The organism is Cellulosimicrobium sp. KWT-B (assembly GCF_002127155.1).
GTDB classification, from domain to species: domain Bacteria; phylum Actinomycetota; class Actinomycetes; order Actinomycetales; family Cellulomonadaceae; genus Cellulosimicrobium; species Cellulosimicrobium funkei.
This window is the reverse complement of record NZ_NEDO01000003.1, coordinates 421,124-441,120: the sequence shown is the minus strand read 5'-3', so window position 1 is coordinate 441,120 and position 19,997 is coordinate 421,124. Positions and strand designations below refer to the sequence as shown.

The window sequence follows — 19,997 nt, the reverse complement described above, 5'->3', positions numbered from 1 at the left end:
ATCGGGACCGTCTCGATACCTGACGGCCAGCCGCTCGGAGCCGGACGTCGACGAGTACCCACGACACAATCGGATTCGAACATCAGTTCGAACAAGCTCGTAGCCTGGAAGGGTGGACGACCGCGCTCGACCCGCTCGAGGTGGCTCGCGCGACCCTGCGTCGCGCCGAGCTGGCACGGGCGTGCGCGCGTCGACGCCGGGCGTCGTCGACCTCGACGACGCTTCGCGGTCGCTCGGCGCGATCCTCGACGACGGCCGCCTACCTCGCGGCGCGGCCAGTGTCGTGGCGGGCTCGGCGTCGCTCCTGCTCGCGCTGCTCGCGACGTCGCAGGGCACTACGGACTGGCTCGCCGTGGTGGGGGCTCCCCACCTCGGGATGCTCGCGGCCGCCGACGCTGGAGTGGCGCTCGAGCGCGTCGCGCTCGTTCCTCGCGCCGGGGACGATCCTGCCGGCGTCGTCGCGGCGCTTCTGGACGGCATGACGTACGTCGTCGTCGGGCCGGAATCCCGGCTCACGACGTCGGGGCGCCGGCGGTTGCTCGCCCGGGCGCGCGAACGCGGTTCCGGGATCGTCGCCGTGAGCGCGTGGGAGCACGCCGCAGTGCGCCTCGAGGTCGTCGGGCATCGGTGGTCCGGCACCGACGCCGGGGGCGGCTACCTCCGACGGTGCGAGCTCGCCGTCGCCCGCACGACCCGACGGGCTCACGGACCGGTGGACGCTCACCCTCCCGACGCCGGGCGGGCTGCTCCTCGACGCCGCCCTGGACGAGGCCCGGCCGGCCGCGCCGCAGCGGCGCGCGCCGCTGTGCCTGGTCGGCTGAGTGCGCGGGAGGGTGGCCGCGTGGACGTCATCCGCGCGCCCAACCCGACCGAGTCGGTCGAGACGACGCCGGAGGCTACTCGCTCCCCACACCGAGCAGGGTGTATGCACAGCGCGCAACGAGTCCGCTCGGGGAAGCGGGGTACTCGTAGGTCGACACGCGCACGCCGGCGTCAGGCACGTCGAGGCCACAAGCTTCTTCAGGAGTCTGGCCTTCGCCCACCACGACGTTATGCGTGAGCACTCTGCCCGTGTAGCAGGGCACGCCACGACCCTGAGGGGCAGAGCCGTCGAGATACCGCTCGACGTCCTCCGGCTCGATGCACGACCCGAAAGCGGCGACTGCCGAGTCCGCAGCCGTAATCCGGTACGTGTCAGTCTGGATCTCCGAGTCCGCGGTGCGCCCCACGGCGCAACCCGTCGGACCCAGATCAGCGGTCACGGTCCGACCCCAGCTCCCGATTTCACTGAGGCCGAGGACCTCGTACACCGCGTCTTCGCAGCGCGTGTCATCTGACCTCGGGACCGACTCAAACTGGTGCGGCTTCACACAGTCGACCTCTGAGAAATCCTCTGAGTTCCAAGGTGGCTCGGGGGTCGGAGCGTCGCCCGTGTACGCCCAGCAACTCAGGAACTCATCCGACTGACCCGGCGACGAAGCCGATGGGGCGGTGGACGACGGGCCCGTTGACTCGTCCCCACGGAGAGCCCTCACGCTTACCACCACTCCGACGGCGGTCAAGAGCACGGCGAGTAGTGGAATCGCGACCGAGGGACGCCAGGCGTGGCGCCACGAGTCGCGGTCCTCCTTCACCTTCGGGTCGGTCACGTCGCAAACGGTACGGGATCACGAGCCGAGCCCTGCTGCCACCCAAAGGGACACAGCGGACATACGGGAGACTATCGGCGCGTTGCTGGGACAGGCCGTGCCGTGCATCCGCAAGTGCCTCGATCCTGCGGGCCCCTCCGGCCCTCGACAGCATGCGCTGACAGTCGCCGACATCGGCGCTGCTCATGGCACACGACGCGCGTGGTCGTATGGCCTGCTCCGCCACTTCCTCTGGGCGCGTCACGGAGGCGGAGCGTGCCGCGCCGCAAGACTCATGACTCGGGCCGTTCCTCACGCTCCGGGGGTGAGCCGTGAGGTGGGTCGCAATCTGGCTCGATGCACCCAGAAGTCGCAAGGGCATCTCCTCAACGAGCGAGTGGGGGGAGTGAAGCCGTGGTCTCGAGGAGGTGTTGGCCGGGGCTGCGGGTGGCTGATTCGCGCCATGCGAACCGTGTCCAGGGGCGGGTTAGACCGAGGGCGTAGCTCGATGATGGGTTCTCGTGTGGTTCACGGTCGTCGCCGCCCATGATGCGATCGACGGGATCGCACACCGTGTGCCCGCGAGGTTCCCTCCGGAACGCGCATTGCTGGTGCGAACACCCAGGTCAGAGGGCTGGGTGGGAAGAACTGACGTCGGTGGGCACACGAGAGGCGCACCGGGTGGACACACGAGAACGGCCTCTGCACTGCGTTTTCGCAGGTCAGAGGCCGTTTCTACGGTGTCCGGAGGGGGACTTGGACCCCCATGGGGCGCGGTTCCGACTCAACGCCGAATCGGAAGCGAGAAGCTGGCCGGGTCGAAGTGTTAGTTGCCTCCGGCGAGGAGGTTCTGGAGTCGGCTTGCGGCTCCTTGGTGCGCGTCGGGCATGAGGTGCGCGTAGGTGCCCAGGGTGGTCGAGGCGCTGGAGTGTCCGAGGCGCTCCTGGATGACTTTGATGTCGACCCCTGCCGCGAGGAGAAGTGAAGCATGGGTGTGTCGGAGGTCGTGGACGGTGAGGTTCGGTAGTGGGATGTTGGGGTGTGCGGTTCGGTAGCCTGCCTGGGCGCGCTTGAACGCGGAGAGCAGTGCGGACTGGCTGGGTGAGCGGCCGTTGCGAGGCGGGAAGACGAGGTTGTGGTGCCCACTACCGATCAGTGTCGAGGTGGTGTCCCGCTGCTGCTTGAGGAGGGCGAAGTGCTTCCGCGCTGTGAGCTCGAGTTGGACGGTTCGGATGCGGCCGTGCTTGGTGGGTCCGATCTCGATGCGTTGTCCATGGGGTAGGGATTCGTTGTACCGCAGCGCCTGCTTCACCATGAGACTGCCTGTGGTGAGGTTGACGTCTTGCCACTCGAGGCCGAGGAGCTCGCCCGAGCGCAGTCCGGTGAGCGCGAGGATCCACCAGGCGCGCGCCCACGGCTGATCCGTTCGCACCGCCCAGTCGCAGAACGAGATCATCTGGTCCGCGTTCCAGACAGCGAAGGGCTTGACGCGACGTGCCTGCGGGCCGCGAGGTCGGCCCGAACGCCGGTTCGACGCCGGGTTGCGTGTGATCAGGCCGTCGTCGGTTGCGGCTCCGAAGATGGTCACGAGCCAGCCGCTGTACCGGGCGACCGTGGACGGCGCGAGTTTGCCGCCCGTGCTCTTGGCGATCGCCCCGCGACCCGTGCCGTTTTCCAGCGCGCGGTAGCACGCCGCGAGGTCCGAGGGGAGGACCTGGCTAATCTGGAGGTTGCCGATGTGTGGCTGCACGGCGTTGATGACCCGCTGGACGTAGACACGGGTGTTGGGCGACGGGAAGTGGTAGCCGGCAAGCCACCGACGGGCGTAGGAATCGAAGGTCGTACGGCTCTGCGCGGTCGTCGTCCTGCCGTCGGAGACGAGCACCAAGTGCTTGAGGAGCGCAACGCGGGCCTCAGCCTGAGACGCGAAGCCGCCCTTGCCGACTAGGCGCTTCCCGAGGTGGGGGTTCACGGGGTCCTTCGGCTCGTACCACTGGCAGCGCCAACGGATCCCTCCGTTGGCCAGGCGGTACGAGCTGATGGAGCCGTCCCCCTTGCTGCGGCGGGTCATCCCAGACCCCCCAGGGAGATGGCTGGGGGACTGGGGAGGGAGGGCCGGGATGGTGTGGGGTTTACGTCCCGTAGATGTGCGGGGCGGCGAGGTCGCGCGCTCCGCGTCCCTCTATGTAGCTCAACGCGGTTAGGGTCGGATGTTGCATGGATCGTTGCATCACCACTGATGGAGATCACTCTTGTCCTCTCGTACCGCCGGTATTTCCGCAGGTCAGTGCCCTAATGGACTCTCCGAAGACCTCCCGTTGCCCGAGGCAACTTTGTGGGACATGGACGGGACGCTCGTCGACACCGAGCCCTACTGGATCGCGGCGGAGCACGAGCTCGTCTCCGCGCACGGCGGCACGTGGACGCACGAGGACGCGATGTCGCTCGTCGGGAACCCGCTGCGCGGGTCGGCGCGCATCCTGCGCGAGCGCGGCGGCGTCGACCTGCCGGTGGACGAGATCGTCGCGTTCCTCATCGGGCGCGTGATCGAGCAGGTGCGGGTCGAGGTGCCGTGGCAGCCCGGCGCGCGCGAGCTCCTCACGGCGCTGCGCGAGGCGGGCGTGCCGTGCGCGCTCGTCACGATGTCCTACCGCGAGCTCGCCCAGCCCGTCGCCGAGATGGCGCCGCCGGACGCGTTCCAGGTGCTGGTCTGCGGCGACGAGGTCGAGTGCGGCAAGCCCGACCCGGAGCCCTACCTCCTCGCCGCGCAGCGCCTGGGCGTCGACGTCACGCGCTGCGTCGCGATCGAGGACTCGCCCGCGGGCATCGCCTCGGCCCGCGCCGCGGGGGCCGCGACGCTGGGCGTCGAGGCCGTGGTCCCGGTGCTCCCGGCGCCGGGCCTGAGCCGGACGCCGTCGCTCGAGCTCGTCGACGTCGCGCTCCTGTCGCGGCTCGTCGCGGGCGACGTCGTCGACCTCATGGAGGACGACGCCGCCTGAGGCGCCCGGACGGCCTGCCCGGCGGTGCGCGGGCCGTCGGGACGGAGCCGCCGAGCGCATAGGCTCTCAGGGTGGACGGACCCGAACCTCGAGCACCCCGCACGCCCGCACCGGCAGGCCCGCGCACGAAGGGCTGGGTGATCGGCCGCGTCGTCGGCGCACCGGTGATCCTCACACCGTCGTGGTTCCTCGCCGCGGCGATCCTCACGATCCTGTTCGCGCCGACGGTGCAGCGGCTCGCCCCGCACCTCGGCCCCGAGATCTACCTCGTGTCGTTCGCGTTCGTGCTGCTGCTGTTCGCGTCCGTCTTCCTGCACGAGGTCGCGCACGCGCTCGTCGCGCGCGCCCGGGGCCAGCACGTGACCGAGCTCGCGGTGACGCTCTGGGGCGGCCACACGGCGTACTCCGGGACGTCGGCGCGCCCGCTCGACGGCTTCCTCATCTCGGTCGTCGGCCCGCTGACCAACCTGGCGCTCGCGGTCGTGTTCTGGGTGACCTTCCAGGCGCAGCCGACCTTCTCCGTGCCCGCCCTCCTGCTGTACGCGGCTGCGTTCTCCAACGCGTTCGTCGGGTTCTTCAACCTCCTGCCCGGCCTCCCGCTCGACGGCGGCCAGATCCTCGAGTCCGCCGTGTGGGCCGCGACGGGGTCGCGGACGAAGGGCACGGTCGCAGCGGGATGGGTCGGGCGCGCGGTCGCCGTCGGGGTCGTCGCGTGGGCGCTCGTGTGGCCGCTGACCTACGGCGGACGGCCGGACCTGTGGACCGTCGCCTGGGCGGCGCTCATCGGGGCGTTCCTGTGGAGCGGCGCGGGGCAGGCCATCACCGTCGGGCGCACCCGCGAGGCGGTGTCCGGGCTCACCGTCCGCAGCCTCGCGCGCCCCGCGGTCGCCGTGCCGTCCACGGCGACGGTCGGCGCGGTCGGGCGCTCGGTGGCGCTCGCGGGCGGCCCGCACGTGGTGGCCGTCCTGGTGGACGGCGCAGGCCGGCCCCTCGGGTACGTGGACCCCGCCGCGGCCGCGGCCGTGCCGCCCGACGCCGCCGAGACGACCCCGGTCGGCGCCGTCGCCGTGCCCCTGCCCGGGGCCGCGACGATCGACGCCCGCAGTGCGGGGCAGGACATGCTCGCCGAGCTCTCGCGCGTCGGGCGGGACGCGGCGGTCGTCGTCGTGACCGACGACGGCCGCGTCGTCGGCGCGCTCGAGGTCGCCCGGGTCGTCGCGGCGCTGCGGGACGCCCGGCGCGGGCGGTGACCGGCGCGTCGTCCGCGCGCGCGACCGGCCGGCGTCGGGCGCTGGGCGGGCGGCCCGTAGGATGGTCGCCCGTGACCTCCGAGCCCGCCACCACCCCCGGCCACCCGACCCCGCAGCCCGGTGGGGACGCCGCAGCCGCCCCCGCGCACGGCGCGTCCGACCGCCCCGGCGCGACGGGCGCGGACGAGCGCCGCGGCCCGCTCCGCGTGGGGGACAAGGTCCAGCTCACGGACCCGCGCGGTCGCCTGCACACCATCACGCTCGCGCCGGGCGCGACGTTCCACACGCACAAGGGCTACCTGCGGCACGACGACCTCATCGGCCGCCCCGAGGGCAGCGTCGTGCGCAACACCGCCGAGATCGAGTACCTCGCGATGCGCCCGCTCCTCGCGGACTACGTGCTCTCGATGCCCCGCGGCGCGGCGGTCGTCTACCCGAAGGACGCCGGCCAGATCGTCGCGATGGCGGACATCTTCCCGGGCGCGCGCGTCGTCGAGGCCGGCGTCGGGTCGGGCGCGCTGACGATGTCGCTGCTGCGCGCCGTCGGCGACGCGGGCGAGCTCCACTCGATCGAGCGGCGCGAGGACTTCGCCGCGATCGCGCGCGGCAACGTCGAGACGTTCTTCGGTGGTGAGCACCCGGCCTGGACGCTCTCCGTGGGCGACCTCGCCGACGTGCTCCCGACCGTCGCCGAGGACGGCACGGTCGACCGCGTCGTGCTCGACATGCTCGCGCCCTGGGAGAACCTCGACGTCGTCGCGCGGGCGCTCGTGCCGGGCGGCGTCCTCGTGTGCTACGTCGCCACGACGACCCAGCTCTCGCGCCTCGCGGAGGACCTGCGGGCCGACGGCCGCTACGCGGAGCCCGTCGCGTGGGAGTCGATGGTGCGCGGCTGGCACCTCGAGGGCCTCGCGGTGCGGCCGCAGCACCGCATGATCGGGCACACCGGGTTCCTGCTCACCGCACGGCGCCTCGCGGACGGCGTCGCGCCGCCCGAGCGCAAGCGCCGCCCGGCCAAGGGCGCGTACCCGACCGACGCTGAGCAGTGGTCGCCCGAGGAGCTGGGCGAGCGCCCGGTCTCCGAGAAGAAGATCCGGCGCGTGCGGCGCGACGTCGGCCAGGGCCCCGAGCAGACGACCGGTCCGGGCGCGGAGCACGGCGTGCAGCAGGGCGCGAGCGAGCCCGGCGGGGCGCCCGACGTGTCGGGCGCGTGACGGTCCGGTAACGATCGAGGCGCCGCCGTCTCACCCTGGGTGTCGTCCGTGTGCACGGGCGAGACTTGTGCCTAAGGTCTACACCCGACCGCCGGACGATGGTCGGCACGGGCGCCTCGCGAAGCCCGTCGTCCGCCGTCCACCCGTGGTCGGGCGAGCCGGCGGCGAGAGGGACACCCGATGAGCGAGACATTCGGCCGTAGCGACCAGGCCCCGCAGGACGGCGCGCGCGAGCTCGCGCTGCTGTCCGCGAAGAACGAGAGGCTCGCCGAGGCGCTGCGCGCGGCCCGGGACCAGATCCTCGACCTCAAGCGGCAGATCGACGACCTCGCCAAGCCCCCGGGGACGTACGCGGTGTTCCTCGCCGCGCACCCGGACGGGTCGGTCGACGTGTCCGCCGCCGGGCGCAAGATGCACGTCGGCGCGAGCCCCAGCCTCGACGTCCAGCGCCTGCGCCCAGGGCAGGAGGTCAAGCTCAACGAGGCGATGACCGTCGTCGCCGCGGGCGGCTACGAGCGCACGGGCGAGATCGTCACGGTCAAGGAGATCCTCGACGCCGACCGCGTGCTCGTCGTCGGCCGGGCCGACGAGGAGCGGGTCGTGCGGCTCGCCGGGTCGGTCGCGCGCACGACGCTCCGCGTCGGCGACTCGCTCACCATCGACACGCGCAGCGGCTTCGTGTTCGAGGTCATCCCGAAGTCCGAGGTCGAGGAGCTCGTCCTCGAAGAGGTCCCGGACATCGAGTACGAGGACATCGGCGGTCTCGGCCCGCAGATCGAGCAGATCCGCGACGCCGTCGAGCTGCCCTTCACGCACCCCGACCTGTTCCGCGAGCACGGCCTGCACCCGCCCAAGGGCGTGCTGCTGTACGGGCCGCCCGGGTGCGGCAAGACGCTCATCGCCAAGGCCGTCGCCAACTCCCTCGCGCACACCGTGGCGCGGGCGCGCGGCGAGCAGGTGGAGGACGGCTCGGGCGCGGCGCGCAGCTACTTCCTCAACGTCAAGGGCCCCGAGCTGCTCAACAAGTACGTGGGGGAGACCGAGCGGCACATCCGGCTGATCTTCGCCCGCGCTCGGGAGAAGGCGTCGCAGGGGACGCCCGTCGTCGTGTTCTTCGACGAGATGGAGTCGCTGTTCCGCACCCGCGGGACGGGCCTGTCGTCCGACGTCGAGACGACGATCGTGCCCCAGCTCCTCGCCGAGATCGACGGCGTCGAGCGGCTGGACAACGTCATCGTCATCGGGGCGTCGAACCGCGAGGACATGATCGACCCCGCGATCCTGCGGCCGGGGCGCCTCGACGTGAAGATCAAGATCGAGCGGCCCGACGCCGAGGGCGCCAAGGAGATCTTCGCCAAGTACCTCACGGAGGACCTGCCGATCCACGCGGCCGACCTCGCCGAGCACGGCGGCAACCAGCGCGAGGCCCTCGACGCGATGATCCGCTCGGTCGTGGAGCGCATGTACTCCGAGGAGGAGGAGAACCAGTTCCTCGAGGTCACCTACGCCAGCGGCGACAAGGAGATCCTGTACTTCAAGGACTTCAACTCGGGCGCGATGATCCAGAACGTCGTGGACCGCGCGAAGAAGTCGGCGATCAAGGACCTCCTCGCCACGGGACAGCGCGGCATCCGCGTCGACCACCTGCTCGCCGCGTGCGTCGACGAGTTCAAGGAGAACGAGGACCTGCCGAACACCACCAACCCCGACGACTGGGCGCGCATCAGCGGGAAGAAGGGCGAGCGCATCGTCTTCATCCGCACGATCGTCCAGAAGAAGGGCGAGGGCGGCTCGCCGCGCACCATCGACACGGTCACCAACACCGGCCAGTACCTGTAGCGGGGCGCGGTCGCTCCGCCCCGTGGACGGCGCGGCGTCGGCGTCGGAGGGCGGACATAGGGTGAGCGCGTGAGCGTACGACGGGTCATGGGGATCGAGACGGAGTACGGCGTCCTGCAGCCGGGGAAGCCGATGGCGAACCCGATGCTCATGTCGAGCCAGGTCGTCACCACGTACCGGGCGCTCGCCGCGCGCAGCGACGGCGCCCGGGGCCGGGCGCGCTGGGACTACGACGACGAGGACCCGCTGCAGGACGCGCGGGGGTTCCACGTGCCGCGCGCGTCGGCGCACCCGTCCCTCCTCACGGACGACCCGTCGCGCCCCGCGCCGTCGGGGCCGGTCGACCGGGCCGGCGAGGGCGGTGCCGCCGGGGCCTCCCTCCAGGAGGTCGCGCGACCGACGACGGAGGAGTACGACGACCCGAGCGCGGCGAACGTCATCCTCACCAACGGCGCCCGGCTCTACGTGGACCACGCGCACCCCGAGTACTCCTCGCCCGAGGTCACGGTGCCGCACGACGTCGTGTGCTGGGACGTCGCGGGGGAGCGGGTCATGCTCGCCGCGTCGCGCGAGCTGGCCCAGGTGCCGGGCGGCGGCGTCGTGCTCTACAAGAACAACGTCGACGGCAAGGGCGCGAGCTACGGCACCCACGAGAACTTCCTCGTCGACCGCGAGGTGCCGTTCGGCGTCCTCGTGGAGATGCTCACGCCGTTCCTCGTGACCCGGCAGGTGTTCGCCGGCTCGGGGCGCGTGGGGCTCGGCCCTGCGGGGGAGGAGCACGGGTTCCAGATCTCCCAGCGCGCCGACTACGTCGAGGCGGAGGTCGGGCTGGAGACGACGCTGCGCCGCCCCATCGTCAACACGCGCGACGAGCCGCACGCGGACCGGCAGCGCTGGCGCCGGCTGCACCTCATCATCGGCGACGCGAACATGTTCGAGACCGCGACCTACCTCAAGACGGGCACGACGTCGCTCGTGCTCTTCGTCGTCGAGCACCTGGACGAGCTCGGCCCGGACGTGCGCGCCCGCCTGGCCGGGCTGCGCCTCGCGGACCCGGTCGCGGACGTCCAGCGCGTGAGCCGCGACCTCGAGCTGACGCGTCGTCTCGCCCTCGCCGACGGGCGCGAGCTGACGGCGCTCGAGGTGCAGCGCGAGTACCTGGAGGTCGCCGCCGACGCGGCGGAGCGCCTCGCGGGACCGGACGGGGTCGACGCCCCGACGCGCGACGTGCTCGCGCGGTGGCGCTCGGTGCTCGACCGCCTGGCGACCGACCGCGACGCGTGCGGGCGCGACGTCGAGTGGGTCGCGAAGCTGCGGCTCCTCGACCGCCTGCGCGAGCGCGACGGCCTCGACTGGGGCCACTCGCGCCTCGCGGCGATGGACCTCCAGTGGTCCGACGTGCGGCCCGAGCGCGGCATCTACCACCGCCTCCTCGCCGCCGACGCCGTGGACCGCGTGGTCACCGAGCGCGAGGTCGGCGCGGCGGTGCACCACGCGCCCGAGGACACGCGCGCGTTCTTCCGCGGCGAGGTCATGGCGCGCTACGGCGACGAGGTCTCCGCGGCGAGCTGGGACTCGGTGATCTTCGACGTGCCGGGCGCGCCGTCGCTCCAGCGCGTCCCGATGATGGACCCGCTGCGCGGGACGCGCGCCCACATCGGGGCGCTGCTCGACGCGAGCCCGGACGCCGCCGCGCTGCTGGCGGGTCTGGCAGGCCCGTCGTGACCGGCGGCGACTAGGCTGGACGCACGACGGCGCCCGCCCTCCGTGGGAGGGGCGCCGCGTGCGAGCAGGGCCGGGAAGGGCGCGAGCCCGGACGGGGTTGGAACGGACAGAGCGTCGGCGCGAGGCCGGCCGACGGACGAGGAGGCAGCCATGGCGGGTACCGAACGCACGCACGCGTCGCACGAGGACCGGCGTCCCGACGACGAGCCCGAGGCCCCGGCGACCCCGGTCGCCCCGCAGGCGCAGTCGCGCGACGCCGAGGTGGACGCGCTCCTCGAGGAGATCGACGAGGTCCTGGAGACGAACGCGGAGTCCTTCGTCCGGGGCTTCGTGCAGAAGGGCGGCGAGTAGGAAGGGTGACGGCAACCCGATGAGCACGGACCAGCCCGGGCGCCTGCCCGACGCGTTCACGACCCCTGGGTCGTCGTCCTTCCTGGACTTCCTGTCCGGGCACGCCCCCGACCTGCTGCCGTCGCACCGCGCGGCCGGGCACGCGGCGTCCGGCACGGTGCCCGACGCTCCGCACGCCACGACGATCGTGGCGCTGACGTTCGGCGCCGAGGGCGTGGGCGCGGGCGTCGTGATGGCGGGGGACCGCCGCGCGACGATGGGCTCGATGATCGCGAACCGGGAGATCGAGAAGGTCTTCCCGGCCGACGAGTACTCGGCCGTGGGCATCGCCGGGACGGCGGGGATCGCCGTCGAGCTCGTGCGCCTGTTCCAGCTCGAGCTCGAGCACTACGAGAAGATCGAGGGCGCGCTGCTCTCGCTCGACGGCAAGGCGAACCGCCTGTCGACGATGATCCGGCAGAACCTCGGCCTCGCCATGCAGGGCCTCGCGGTCGTGCCGCTCTTCGCCGGGTTCGACCTCGACCGCGGTGCCGGCCGGATCTTCTCGTACGACGTCACGGGCGGGCGGTACGAGGAGCGGGCGTACCACTCGGTGGGGTCGGGCTCGGTCTTCGCGCGCGGCTCCCTGAAGAAGCTGTGGCGCACCGGTCTCGACCGGGCGGCCTCCGTGCGCGTCGCGGTCGAGGCGCTCTACGACGCGGCGGACGACGACTCGGCCACCGGCGGCCCGGACCCGGTCCGCCGCATCTGGCCGGTGGTCGCGGTCGTCACGGCCGACGGCTACGAGCGCGTGCCGGACGACGAGCTCGCGGCGGTCGTCGAGCAGATCGTGGCGGAGCGCTCCGGGGCGGGCGTGGAGCGCGGCCGTCCCCCGGTGACGAACGCCGAGGCCGTCCCGCACGACCGCCCGCAGGACGGCCCGACCGGAGGTGACGACGCGTGAACATGCCTTTCTACGTCTCGCCCGAGCAGCTGATGAAGGACCGGGCGGACTTCGCGCGCAAGGGCATCGCGCGCGGCCGGTCGGTCGTGGTCCTCGCCTACGAGGACGGCATCGCGTTCGCGACGGAGAACCCGTCGCGCGCGCTGCACAAGATCTCGGAGATCTACGACCGCATCGCGTTCGCCGCGGTGGGCAAGTACAACGAGTTCGAGAACCTGCGCGTCGCCGGGGTGCGGTACGCGGACCTGCGCGGCTACTCCTACGACCGCACGGACGTCAACGCGCGCGGTCTCGCGAACGCGTACGCCCAGACGCTCGGCACGGTGTTCACCACGGAGTCGAAGCCGCTCGAGGTCGAGCTCGTCGTCGCGGAGGTCGGTCGCACGGCGGAGCAGGACCAGCTCTACCGCATCTCCTACGACGGCTCCGTCGCCGACGAGCAGGGCGTGGTCGTCATGGGCGGCCAGGCCGACCAGCTCGGACGCGTGCTCCAGGACGCGTGGCGGCCCGGTCTCGGGCTCGCCGAGGTGCTGCGCCTGGCGGTGCACGCGCTCGCGTCCGGCGGCGAGGGGGACGACACCCGCACCATCCCGGCTGCGCAGCTCGAGGTGGCCGTCCTGGACCGCACCCGGCCCCGACGCGCGTTCCGCCGTCTCACGGGCTCCGTCCTCGAGGGCCTCCTCGCGGACGACGACGCGGCGACCACCACCGACGGGACCGCCGAGGGCGCGCCCGACGACACGACGGGCACCGGCCCGACGGACGAGGGGTAGCGCCGCATGGACCGCAGGATCTTCGGGCTGGAGACCGAGTACGGCGTGACGTGCGCGTCCGACGACGGGCGCGGGCTCTCGGCGGACGAGGTCGCGCGGTACCTGTTCCGCAAGGTGGTCGCCTGGGGCCGGTCGTCGAACGTGTTCCTGCGCAACGGCTCGCGGCTGTACCTGGACGTCGGCTCGCACCCCGAGTACGCGACGGCGGAGTGCGACAACGTCCGTCAGCTCGTCGCGTACGACCGTGGCGGCGAGCGGATCCTCGAGGGCCTCGTCGCGGACGCCCAGCAGCGGCTCGAGCACGAGGGACTGCCAGGCCGGATCCACCTGTTCAAGAACAACACGGACTCGGCGGGCAACTCGTACGGCTGCCACGAGAACTACCTCGTGCGACGCCAGGGCGACTTCGCACGCCTCTCGGACGTCCTCGTGCCGTTCCTCATCACGCGCCAGGTGCTCACGGGCGCCGGCAAGGTCCTCGCGACGCCGCGCGGCGCCGTGTACTGCCTGTCCCAGCGCGCCGACCACATCTGGGAGGCGGTGTCGAGCGCGACGACCAGGTCGCGCCCGATCATCAACACGCGCGACGAGCCGCACGCCGACGCCGAGAGCTATCGGCGCCTGCACGTCATCGTCGGCGACTCCTCGATGGCGGAGACGACGACCATGCTCAAGGTCGGCTCGACCGACCTCATCCTGCGCATGGTCGAGGCAGGGGTCCCCATGCGGGACCTGGCGCTCGAGAACCCCATCCGGTCCATCCGCGAGATCAGCCACGACATGACGGGCAAGCAGCCCGTCCAGCTCGCGAGCGGCCGGACGGTCACCGCGATCGACCTCCAGGGCGAGTACCTGCAGCGCGTGCGCGAGTTCGTCGAGCAGGACGTCGCGCCGACGCCCGTCGTCAAGCAGGTGCTCGACCTGTGGGAGCGCGGGCTGCGCGCCCTCGAGACGGGCGACCTCTCGCTCGTCGACCGCGAGCTGGACTGGGTCATCAAGTACCGCCTGATCCAGCGTTATCAGGCCAAGCACGGTCTCGAGCTCGACGACCCGCGGATCGCGCGCCTCGACCTCGCCTACCACGACATCTCGCGCACCGAGGGGCTGTACAACCTGCTCGCGGCGCGCGGCATGGTCGAGCGCGTCACCACGGACCTCGAGGTGTTCGAGTCGACGGCCGTGCCGCCGCAGACCACGCGCGCCAAGCTGCGCGGCGACTTCGTGCGCGCCGCGCAGGAGGCCCGCCGCGACTACACGGTGGACTGGGTGCACCTCAAGCTCAACGACCAGGCGCAGCGCACCGTGCTGTGCAAGGACCCGTTCCGGAACGTCGACGAGCGCGTGGAGCGCCTCATCGAGTCGATGTGATGCAGGACGTGATGTGACGAACCTGGCCCTCGCGGCCGGGCGCCCTCCGGGCGTCCGGCGCGCTCGTCGTGCGCCCGCGTCCCGGGCCGCGCTCGTGCTGCTCGTGGCGCTCCTCGCGGCGCTCGTGCTCGGTGCGTGCACGGAGCCCGAGGACGCGACGGAGACGCCGCTCAACACCGACCTCACGGTCGCCGGGTCGTCCGGCGCCCCGCCCGCGCTGGAGTACCGCGCGCCGCTCGACGTGCCGGACGCGCGGTCGGAGGTCGTGTGGCTGGGCGCCGGGGCGGAGCTCGTCGACGGCGGCCCGCTGCTGCTCAACCTCTACGCGGAGGACCTGCGCGACGGCACCGTCCTGCAGAACACCTACACGGACGCGCCGCGCTGGCGCACGCTGACCGACGAGTCCGTCGGCCGCGAGCTGCGCGACCTCCTGCGGGGGCAGCGCGTGGGGGCGCGCCTGCTGCGCCTCGAGGTGGACGACGGCGTCCCCGTCGCCCTCGTCGTCGACGTCCTGCCGACGCGCGCCTCCGGGGAGCCGGTGGAGCCGGTCGAGGGCCTGCCCACGGTGACGCTCGACGAGCAGGGCGCACCGAGCGTGACCGTCCCGTCGGAGGCCGCGGCGCCCGCGGGTCTCGTGGTGCAGCCGCTCGTCCGCGGCGACGGGCGCCAGGTCGAGGTCGGTCAGGTGGTCACCGTCCGGTACTCGGGCGTGCGCTGGTCCGACGGCGAGGTCTTCGACTCGACGTGGACCGACGGCGCGGCGCCCCTGTCGGTGATGATCGGCATCGGCGAGGTCATCGAGGGGTGGGAGCAGGGGCTCCTCGAGCAGTCGGTGGGGAGCCAGGTGCTCCTCGTCGTGCCGCCCGACCTCGCCTACGGCGCGACCGCCAACCCGCTGGCCGGCGAGACGCTCGTCTACGTCGTCGACATCCTCGACGCCCAGTTCCCCGTGACCGAGGAGAGCGTAGGCGACACCGGCACGGCCGACGACACAGCCGGCACCGACACCGGCACCGACACGACCGGCACGACCGGCACCGACACGACCGGCGGAGCGCCGGCCGACCGAGGAGACTCCCCATGACCGTCGCGATCCGCGTGATCCCGTGCCTCGACGTCGACGCGGGACGCGTCGTCAAGGGCGTGAACTTCGAGAACCTGCGCGACGCGGGCGACCCCGTCGAGCTCGCCGCGCGCTACGACACCGAGGGCGCCGACGAGCTGACGTTCCTCGACGTCTCCGCGTCCTCCGGCAACCGGGAGACGACGTACGACGTCGTGCGGCGGACCGCCGAGCAGGTCTTCGTCCCGCTCACGGTCGGCGGCGGGGTCCGCTCGGCGGACGACGTGGACCGTCTCCTGCGCGCGGGCGCGGACAAGGTCGGCGTGAACACGGCGGCGATCGCCCGCCCGGAGCTCATCGCGGAGATCGCGGACCGCTTCGGCAGCCAGGTGCTCGTGCTCTCGGTGGACGCCCGCCGCACGACCGGCGACGTGCGGACGGAGTCCGGCTACGAGGTGACGACCCACGGCGGGCGTCGCGGCACGGGGATCGACGCCGTGGAGTGGGCGTCGCGCGCCGCGGGGCTGGGCGCGGGCGAGATCCTGCTCAACTCGATGGACGCGGACGGCACGACCGCCGGGTTCGACCTCGAGATGCTCGCCGCGGTGCGCTCCGAGGTGCGCGTGCCGCTGATCGCGAGCGGCGGGGCGGGCACGCCCGAGCACTTCGTGGCGGCGGCGCGCGCCGGGGCGGACGCGGTGCTCGCCGCGAGCGTCTTCCACTTCGGTGCCCTCACCGTCGGTCAGGTGAAGGACGCGATGCGGGCCGAGGGCGTGCAGGTGCGCTGACCGGCGCGGACGCCTGCCGGCGGTGTCGGGAGCCCGTGAGAGGATCGGGCCACCCCCTGAACGAAAGACGAGGACCGTCCCGTGCCCGGCAGCAGGACGCGCCCCACCGGCGCCGACGCCCCGCCCGCCCCGACCGACCCGCCGGCCACCGCCGCCCGGCACGACCGCCCCCGCGACCGGCTCCCCGCCGAGCCGTCGGTGCGCCGACCGCACGCGCTCACCGGTTCCCGCGTCCGCCGCTCGCTCGCGCTCATGGGGCGCGGCATCCGCGACGAGCCGCGCACCTACGTGCTGGCGATCGGGTCCTCCGCGCTGTTCGGCGCGCTGACCGTCGCCGTGAGCGGCGCCGTCGGCCGGGTCACCGACGAGGTCGTGGTGCCCGCGCTCGCGGGCGACGAGGCCGCGCGCGGCCGCATCTGGGTCGCGGGCCTCGTGCTCGCCGGGATCGCGCTCTCGCTCGCGGTGAGCGTCGCCGCGCGGCGCATCTTCGCGGGCAACGGGTACGCCGCGCTGCAGGCGCGCCACCGCACCGCGGTGACCCGCCAGTACCTGCGTCTGCCGATGTCGTGGCACCGTTCGCACCCGGCCGGGCAGCTCCTGTCGAACGCGAACTCCGACGTCGAGGCCGCGACGGGCGTCTTCAACCCGCTGCCGTTCGCGCTGGGCGTCGTCGTCATGATCGGCGTCGCCGCCGTGATGCTCTTCCGGGTGGACGTCTGGCTCGCGTGCGCGGCGCTCGTGGTCATCCCGGTCGCCGTCGCCGTGAACATCGTGTTCCAGCGCTACATGTCGCCCGCCATCACGCGGGCGCAGCAGCTGCGCGCCGAGGTGTCCGACGTCGCGCACGAGAGCTTCGAGGCCGCGCTCCTCGTCACGTCGCTCGGCACTGCGGACCGCGAGGAGCGCCGCTTCGCCGAGCGCACCGACGAGCTGCGCGCCGCGAACGTGCGGGTCGGCGTCGTGCGCGCGTTCTTCGACCCCGTCATCGAGCTCCTGCCGTCGCTCGGCACGCTTGTCGTGCTGGGCGTCGGGACCGTGCGCCTCACCGCGGGCGACGTCGCACCCGGCGACATCATCACGGCCGCGTACCTCCTGACCGTGATGGCGGTGCCGGTCCGCGCGTTCGGCTGGGTCCTCGGCGAGCTCCCGCGCGCGCTCGTCGGGTACGAGCGCATCAGCCGCGTCGTCGACGCGGGCGGCGTGCTGCGTCCCGGGACCACGGCCCTGACCGGGTCCGGTGCCGGGCTGGGCGTGCGGCTCGAGGGCGTCGGTGTCGACGTCCGGGCGGGCGGCCGCGAGCTCACGCTGCTCGACGGCGTGGACCTCACCGTGGCGCCGGGGACGACGGTCGCCGTCGTGGGCCCGACGGGCGCCGGCAAGACGACGCTCGTCTCGCTCCTCGCGCGGCTCTCGGACCCGACGCGCGGGCGCGTGCTCCTCGACGACACGGACGTGCGCGACGTGCGCGAGGCGGACCTCACGACGCAGGTCGCCCTCGTCGCGCAGCAGGCGTTCGTGTTCGAGGACACCGTGCGCGCGAACGTCACGCTGGTCGACGACGGCGATCCCGGCCCGGACGACGCGGAGGTCTGGGCGGCCCTGCGGCTCGCGCGCGTGGACGACGTCGTCGAGCGGCTCCCGGAGGGCCTCGACGCCCCGCTCGGGGAGCGGGGGGCCAACCTGTCCGGCGGCCAGCGCCAGCGTCTCGCGATCGCGCGCGCTCTCGTCCGGCGTCCGCGCCTGCTCGTCCTCGACGACGCGACGTCGGCCGTCGACCCGCGGGTCGAGCAGGAGATCCTCGCGGGCGTCGCGCGGGGCGGCGACGACCGCCCGACGGTCGTCATGGTCGCCTACCGCATGTCGAGCGTCGCGCTCGCGGACGTCGTCGTGCACGTGGAGTCCGGGCGGGTGGTGGACGTCGGGACGCACGACGAGCTGATCGCTCGCGACCCGGGGTACCGCGAGCTCGCGACCGCGTACGCGCGCGAGGCGGAGCGCCGCGAGAACGAGCGCGCCGACGCGACGGACGACTCGGTGCGCGACGCGGGCGAGGACGACCAGGTCCGCGACGGTCGCCGGGACGACGACCTCGCGCGCCAGGAGGAGACGGAGGAGGACGACGTCGTGCGGCACGTCGAGACGGGGGCGCTGGAGGAATGACCCGGACCACGACCGAACGACCCGGGCGGTCGACCCGCCGGGGCACGGGCCCCGCCGTCGACGGCGGTGCCGCCGACGTCCGTACCGGCGACGCGCGCATCGCCTCGGCGAGCTCCCTGGGCGTCCTCGCGACGCTGCGTCGCGGCGTGCAGGTCTCGCCGCAGATCCTGGCCGGCATCTGGGTCACGCTCGGCCTCGCCGTCGCCGCCGCGCTCGGCCGGGTCGTCGTGCCCGTGACCGTGCAGCAGACCATCGACACGGGCGTGCTCGCCGACGGCGGTCCGGACACGACGCGCGTCGCGGTGCTCGTGGGCGTCGCCGCCGGGATCCTCGTCGTCGCCGGGCTGTGCTCGGCCCTCGTCAACGTGCGCCTGTTCCGGTCGACCGAGGCCGGCCTCGCCGCGCTGCGCGTGCGCGCGTTCCGGCACGTGCACGACCTGTCGGTGCTCACCCAGAACTCCGAGCGGCGCGGGTCGCTCGTCTCGCGCGTCACGAGCGACGTCGACACGATCTCGCTGTTCGTGCAGTGGGGCGGGATCATGCTGCTGGTCTCGGTGCTGCAGATCGGCGTCGCGACGGCGCTCATGGCGGTGTACTCGTGGCAGCTCACGCTCGTGGTGTGGGCGTGCTTCGTGCCGCTGTTCCTCGTCCTGCGCCCCGCGCAGGCGCGGGTCAACGACGCGTACACCCAGGTCCGCGCGCGGGTCGGCGCGATGCTCGGCGCGATCTCGGAGTCCGTCGTCGGCGCGGAGACCATCCGCGCGTACGGCGCCGGGGCCCGGACGGCCCGCCGCATCGACGCCGCCGTCGACGCGACGCGGCGCGCGATGGTCCGGGCGCAGAAGCTCGTCGCCGTCGTGTTCTCGAGCGGCGTGCTCGTGGCGAACCTCGTGCTCGCGGTCGTCGTGGTCGTCGGGTCGCTGCTCGGCGTGGCGGGCGACATCTCGGTGGGCCAGCTCCTCGCCTTCCTCTTCCTCGTCCAGCTCTTCACCGGCCCCGTCCAGATGGCGACGGAGATCCTCAACGAGCTGCAGAACGCCGTGGCGGGCTGGCGCCGCGTCCTCGCGGTCCTGGAGACGCCGGTCGAGGTCGTCGACAAGGGCCCCGACGGCGTGCGCAGCCCGCGCGGCCCGGCCCACGTGCGCCTCGAGGGCGTCCGGTTCGCCTACCCCGACGGGCCCGAGGTGCTGCACGGCGTCGACCTCGACCTCCCGGCGCGTGCCTCCGTCGCCGTCGTCGGCGCGACCGGCTCGGGCAAGACGACGATCGCGAAGCTCGTCACGCGGCTCATGGACCCGACGGGCGGGCGCGTGCTCCTGGACGGCACGGATTTGCGCGACCTGTCGGTGGCGTCCCTGCGCGAGCGGGTCGTGCTCGTGCCCCAGGAGGGCTTCCTGTTCGACGGGACGCTCGCGGACAACGTCGCCTACGGGCTCCGGGGCGCCGCCGAGGAGGAGCCGGCTGCCGCGCGTCGTGCTCGGATCGAGGCGGCGGTCGAACGGCTCGGCCTCACCGACTGGGTCGGGGACCTGCCGGACGGGCTCGACTCCTCGGTCGGCCAGCGGGGCGAGTCCCTCTCCGCGGGCGAGCGACAGCTCGTCGCGCTCGTCCGGGCCTACCTGGCCGAGGCGGACCTGCTCGTCCTGGACGAGGCGACGTCCGCCGTCGACCCGGCGACCGAGGTCCGGATCGCACGGGCGCTCGCGTCGCTCACCGCGGGCCGGTCGACGCTGACGATCGCGCACCGCCTCTCCACGGCCGAGGCGGCCGACCTCGTCGTCGTCGTCGACGCCGGGCACGTCGTGGAGGTGGGCCACCACGACGACCTCGCCCGCGCGGGCGGGGTCTACGCCCGCATGCACGACGCCTGGGTCTCCCAGACCCGCTGACCTGCCC

15 protein-coding genes are annotated in these 19,997 nt (G+C 73.1%); 13 read left to right on the top strand and 2 right to left on the bottom strand.

Annotation, left to right across the window (positions count from 1 at the left end; all coding sequences use genetic code 11):
- Positions 1-896: 896 nt before the first annotated feature.
- A complete protein-coding gene (locus B9L22_RS19750; protein WP_143317262.1) occupies positions 897-1,649 on the bottom strand; it encodes a hypothetical protein in 753 nt (250 codons plus the stop codon).
- Between the two features lie 805 nt (positions 1,650-2,454).
- Entirely contained in the window at positions 2,455-3,699 is a 1,245-nt protein-coding gene (locus B9L22_RS11895) for a site-specific integrase (RefSeq protein ID WP_086150507.1), read from the bottom strand.
- A 271-nt stretch (positions 3,700-3,970) separates the two neighbouring features.
- Here B9L22_RS11895 and B9L22_RS11890 point away from each other — a divergent pair, with 271 nt between their 5' ends.
- The 13 genes from B9L22_RS11890 to B9L22_RS11830 all read left to right on the top strand — a co-directional run bounded on the left by B9L22_RS11890 (position 3,971) and on the right by B9L22_RS11830 (position 19,990).
- The gene (locus B9L22_RS11890; RefSeq protein ID WP_086150506.1) at positions 3,971-4,627 is read left to right on the top strand and encodes an HAD family phosphatase; all 657 of its coding nucleotides are present in this window, start codon (positions 3,971-3,973) and stop codon (positions 4,625-4,627) included.
- A 71-nt stretch (positions 4,628-4,698) separates the two neighbouring features.
- Positions 4,699-5,877: a site-2 protease family protein gene (locus B9L22_RS11885; RefSeq protein WP_086150505.1), complete on the top strand. Its 1,179-nt coding sequence runs from the start codon at positions 4,699-4,701 to the stop codon at positions 5,875-5,877.
- A gap of 71 nt (positions 5,878-5,948) precedes the next feature.
- Positions 5,949-7,091, top strand: a complete 1,143-nt coding sequence (locus B9L22_RS11880) for a tRNA (adenine-N1)-methyltransferase (protein ID WP_198947283.1) — start codon at positions 5,949-5,951, stop codon at positions 7,089-7,091.
- 180 nt (positions 7,092-7,271) lie between these two features.
- Positions 7,272-8,930, top strand: coding sequence for a proteasome ATPase (gene arc / locus B9L22_RS11875; protein ID WP_021479740.1), 1,659 nt, complete (start codon positions 7,272-7,274; stop codon positions 8,928-8,930).
- Positions 8,931-9,017: 87 nt separating this feature from the next.
- Positions 9,018-10,655 (top strand): depupylase/deamidase Dop, encoded by a 1,638-nt coding sequence (gene dop, locus B9L22_RS11870; protein WP_086150504.1) that lies wholly within the window; start codon positions 9,018-9,020, stop codon positions 10,653-10,655.
- Between the two features lie 150 nt (positions 10,656-10,805).
- Entirely contained in the window at positions 10,806-11,006 is a 201-nt protein-coding gene (locus tag B9L22_RS11865) for a ubiquitin-like protein Pup (RefSeq protein ID WP_021479766.1), read from the top strand.
- Between the two features lie 19 nt (positions 11,007-11,025).
- Positions 11,026-11,949 (top strand): proteasome subunit beta, encoded by a 924-nt coding sequence (gene prcB, locus B9L22_RS11860; protein WP_086150503.1) that lies wholly within the window; start codon positions 11,026-11,028, stop codon positions 11,947-11,949.
- On the top strand, positions 11,946-12,722 hold the full coding sequence (gene prcA / locus B9L22_RS11855; protein WP_086150502.1) for a proteasome subunit alpha: 777 nt from the start codon (positions 11,946-11,948) through the stop codon (positions 12,720-12,722). The genes prcB and prcA overlap by 4 nt, the downstream gene beginning before the upstream one ends.
- A gap of 6 nt (positions 12,723-12,728) precedes the next feature.
- Positions 12,729-14,090 (top strand): Pup--protein ligase, encoded by a 1,362-nt coding sequence (gene pafA / locus B9L22_RS11850; protein WP_086150501.1) that lies wholly within the window; start codon positions 12,729-12,731, stop codon positions 14,088-14,090.
- A 13-nt stretch (positions 14,091-14,103) separates the two neighbouring features.
- Positions 14,104-15,174 carry an FKBP-type peptidyl-prolyl cis-trans isomerase gene (locus B9L22_RS11845; RefSeq protein ID WP_233140059.1) on the top strand — a complete coding sequence of 357 codons (1,071 nt, stop codon included), beginning with the start codon at positions 14,104-14,106 and terminating at the stop codon, positions 15,172-15,174.
- Positions 15,171-15,941, top strand: coding sequence for an imidazole glycerol phosphate synthase subunit HisF (gene hisF / locus B9L22_RS11840; protein ID WP_043651192.1), 771 nt, complete (start codon positions 15,171-15,173; stop codon positions 15,939-15,941). Before B9L22_RS11845 ends, hisF begins: the two co-directional genes overlap by 4 nt.
- Before the next feature lie 252 nt (positions 15,942-16,193).
- On the top strand, positions 16,194-18,101 hold the full coding sequence (locus tag B9L22_RS11835; protein WP_086150684.1) for an ABC transporter ATP-binding protein: 1,908 nt from the start codon (positions 16,194-16,196) through the stop codon (positions 18,099-18,101).
- The gene (locus B9L22_RS11830) at positions 18,098-19,990 is read left to right on the top strand and encodes an ABC transporter ATP-binding protein (RefSeq protein ID WP_086150500.1); all 1,893 of its coding nucleotides are present in this window, start codon (positions 18,098-18,100) and stop codon (positions 19,988-19,990) included. Before B9L22_RS11835 ends, B9L22_RS11830 begins: the two co-directional genes overlap by 4 nt.
- Positions 19,991-19,997 lie beyond the last annotated feature (7 nt).